3 protein-coding genes and 2 pseudogenes are annotated in these 3,250 nt (G+C 71.5%); all 5 read left to right on the forward strand.

Annotated features, from left to right (window positions below):
• Positions 1 to 673, forward strand: a 673-nt coding sequence (rho, locus tag ACNAVT_RS31605) for a transcription termination factor Rho (RefSeq protein WP_416301635.1), incomplete at its 5' end; no start/stop codon positions are given.
• Positions 674 to 684: 11 nt separating this feature from the next.
• Positions 685 to 1,149 (forward strand): VOC family protein, encoded by a 465-nt coding sequence (locus ACNAVT_RS31610; protein WP_416301637.1) that lies wholly within the window; start codon positions 685 to 687, stop codon positions 1,147 to 1,149.
• Between the two features lie 52 nt (positions 1,150 to 1,201).
• Positions 1,202 to 1,335: pseudogene (locus ACNAVT_RS31615) on the forward strand (DUF3626 domain-containing protein); the annotation flags it as partial.
• A 72-nt stretch (positions 1,336 to 1,407) separates the two neighbouring features.
• Positions 1,408 to 1,832: pseudogene (locus ACNAVT_RS31620) on the forward strand (DUF3626 domain-containing protein).
• Positions 1,833 to 2,320: 488 nt separating this feature from the next.
• A complete protein-coding gene (locus ACNAVT_RS31625) occupies positions 2,321 to 2,983 on the forward strand; it encodes a hypothetical protein (protein ID WP_416301638.1) in 663 nt (220 codons plus the stop codon).
• The last annotated feature ends 267 nt before the right edge of the window (positions 2,984 to 3,250 follow it).

Genomic DNA, 3,250 nt, shown 5'->3' on the forward strand with positions numbered 1-3,250 from the left:
TCCGGAGTGCCACCTGATGGTGGTGCTGGTCGACGAGCGGCCGGAAGAGGTCACCGACATGCAGCGGTCGGTGAAGGGCGAGGTCATCGCGGCCACGTTCGACCGTCCGCCGCAGGACCACACGACGGTGGCGGAGCTGGCGATCGAGCGGGCGAAGCGCCTGGTCGAGCTGGGGCACGACGTGGTCGTGCTGCTCGACTCGCTGACCCGCCTCGGCCGCGCCTACAACGTCTCCGTCCGTTCGGCCGGCCGTACGCTCTCCGGCGGGGTGGACGTGGCCGCGCTCAACCCGCCGAAACGGCTGCTCGCCGCGGCCCGCGCCGTCGAGGAGGGCGGCTCGTTGACCATGCTCGCCTCGGCGCTGGTGGAGACCGGCTCCGCCGCCGACACGCTCATCTACGAGGAGTTCAAGAGCACCGGCAACGCCGAACTGCGGTTGGACCGCGCGCTGGCCGACCGGCGCACCTACCCGGCCGTTGACGTCCGCGCCTCCGGTACCCGCCGCGAGGAGCTGCTGCTCACCGACATCGAGCAACGCCGCCTGCGGGGCCTGCGAGCCGCGCTGTCCCACATGGACCGCCAACCGGCCGTGGACCAGCTGCTGCACCAGCTCGCCGCCACGCCGGCGAACGCGCACTTCCTCGCCCGGATCGGTGTCGCCATCCCCGACTAACATCGGCTGTCATGACCATGCCACGCAACGACCAGCCGCCAACGGTGCGTCAGCTGCGCCTCGTCGTCGAGGCGGACGACTACGAAGCCGCGGTCGCCTTCTTCCGGGACGCCCTGGGCCTGCCCGAACAGGCCGCCTACTCGGGCGGCGACGGCGCACGGGTGGTGATCCTGGAGGCCGGCCGGGCCACCCTGGAGCTGGCGAATCCCGCGCAGAAGCGGATGATCGACGAGGTGGAGGTCGGCCGGCAGGTCGCGCCGCGCCTTCGGATCGCGTTCGAAGTGGACGATGCCAGCGCGGTGACCGAGCGCCTGGTCGCTGCGGGCGCCACCGAGGTCGCCCCGCCGACGGTCACCCCGTGGCAGTCCCTCAACGCCCGCCTCGACGCCCCGGCGGACCTGCACGTCACCGTCTTCCAGGAGCTGCGCAGCCAGGAGGAACGCGCCGCCCTGGACGGCTTCGGCACCGACGCCTGAGCGGCGGAGAATCCAGCTACGCCCCGGTGCCGGCCATTGATACTCTCGCGCAGTGTCCGACTCGGCCCTTGCGCTGACCCCCGCGCGCGACGGCCGTACCGTCGCCGAATGTCTCGACCAGGACGGCGTCTACCGCAGCCAGTTCGAGACGGGTATCTCCAACGGCGCCCTGATCGCCTACCCCGGCGGCGACCGGGACCGCTGGGAGGAGGCGCTGTTCGGCGGGGCGTGCTCCGCCGCCGGGACCGGGAATCCTTCGTGGCCGGGCGTGCGTTGGACGACTACATCGAGGCGCAGATCCACGGCGAGCTGCGTCTCGCCCGGGACGTCGAGGCGCTCGTGGTCGATCCGTCGTTCCGCGGCACCGACGCCGGACGGATCCTCGCCGGGATCGCCCGACGGCATGGTTTCCCGCTGCACTGGCACGGCGGGTTCGAGCTGCCGGTCGACGGCATTGATGCCGACTTCCGCGGCCGGCCATCCCACCGCTCGCCGCCCGGGTGCACGCGGAGTTCGCCCGATCGGGGGAGCCGGTCCACGCCGCGCTGATCGGCCGGGCTGCAGCCTCGCTGGTGCTGGAACCGGAACGCTGGGCCGACCGGGGCCCGGTTGAGGTCACGCTTCAGCACCTCAAGCAGCTCTGGCACGTCCTCGTCCGGTTCGGCATCCCCGCCGCCGGCTGAGCGCCGTAACCCGGCGCGTCCATCGCGGGTGGTTTCCACCCTTCCGGTACGCCCGCTGCCGGCCTGTCCCATATCCACGGTGACCCGGGTCGCACCCAGCACCCTCTCGGGCATGTCCGGAATGACCGACACGTCCAGCTGGTTGTGTTTCCCGTACCGCCGGATCGCAAACCCGTACCGGCCAGTAGTTCCCCCGAGGGGCGCTCACCCCGGAGCGCGTCGCAACGATCGAAAGGGCAACCATCGTGAAGCGGCACTTCACTCGATGGCTCCCCGCCATCGCGAAGACCACGCACCAGAAGACCGAGCACGTCAAGGCCGAGTTCGCCACTCGGTGGCTTCCCGCCGCGCAGCAGAAGACCGAGCACGTCAAGACCGAGTTCAGCACTCGCTGGCTTCCCGCCGCGCAGCAGAAGACCGAGCACGTCAAGGCCGAGTTCAACACTCGGTGGCTTCCCGCCGTCGCGAAGACCCCGCGCCGCAAGGTCGTGCTGACCGTCGCCGGCGTGGCCGCCCTGGGCGGGCTGGCGTTCGGCCCCACCGCCGTGGCAGCACCGGTCACCACCGGTCCGCACGCCGGCGCCGTCGCCGCCATCGACCTGGCCACCGGCCAACAGACCGCCACCGGCGACCCGGCCGGCGACCAGACCCCCACCGACAAGTCCGGCCTCACCACCGGTAGCGACAAGGTGCCCGCAAAGGCCGACCGGCCCGCCAGGGACGAACTCGTCCCGCACGGTGTCGAGGGCGCCCAGTCGCGCATCCCGCTCGACCGCGCGCAGGTCGACAACGCCAAGGCGATCGTCCAGGCGGCCAAGGAGACCGGCGTGGGCGAGCGGGGCGCCGTCATCGGCGTCGCCACCTCGCTGCAGGAGTCGAAGCTCTACAACCTCGGCCACCTCGGCGCGTACAACGACCACGACTCGCAGGGCCTGTTCCAGCAGCGCCCGTCGTCCGGTTGGGGTACGCCCGATGAGATCACCAATCCGGACTACTCCGCCAAGGCGTTCTTCAACGCGCTGAAGAACGTCGGCGGATGGCAGGACCTGCCACTGACCACGGCCGCGCAGACGGTCCAGGTGTCCGCCTACCCCTACGCGTACGCGCAGTGGGAGGACCAGGCGGCGGACATCGTCCAGCAGGTCTGGTGAGTTCCTGCTCTTCGTGACCGGCCGGTCCCCTCTCCGGGGGCCGGCCGGTTCGTCTTTGGCTACAGGTTTCGGGGTGGTGTGGTGTGCCCGTCGTCGTTGCGGGTTCGTCCTCTCCGTTGCGGTGTCGGGTGGCCCCGCTGTTCGGTGGTGGTTGCGGTGGGGGGTGTGGCCCGCCGTGTCCGGCTCCGGGCGGTCAGGCTTGATCCCTGCGCCGGTCGCGGCGGGCCACACCCGCGTCGTGGTCGGCTGCGGTCCGGGCGCGTCCGG

Origin of the sequence: Micromonospora sp. SL4-19 (genome assembly GCF_047921475.1) — a bacterium.
Lineage (GTDB): Bacteria > Actinomycetota > Actinomycetes > Mycobacteriales > Micromonosporaceae > Micromonospora.

Bases quoted from the DNA above. Each gene is read 5' to 3' on its own strand.
- ACNAVT_RS31610 (WP_416301637.1), top strand. From the start codon at position 685: ATGACCATGCCACGCAACGACCAGCCGCCAACGGTGCGTCAGCTGCGC.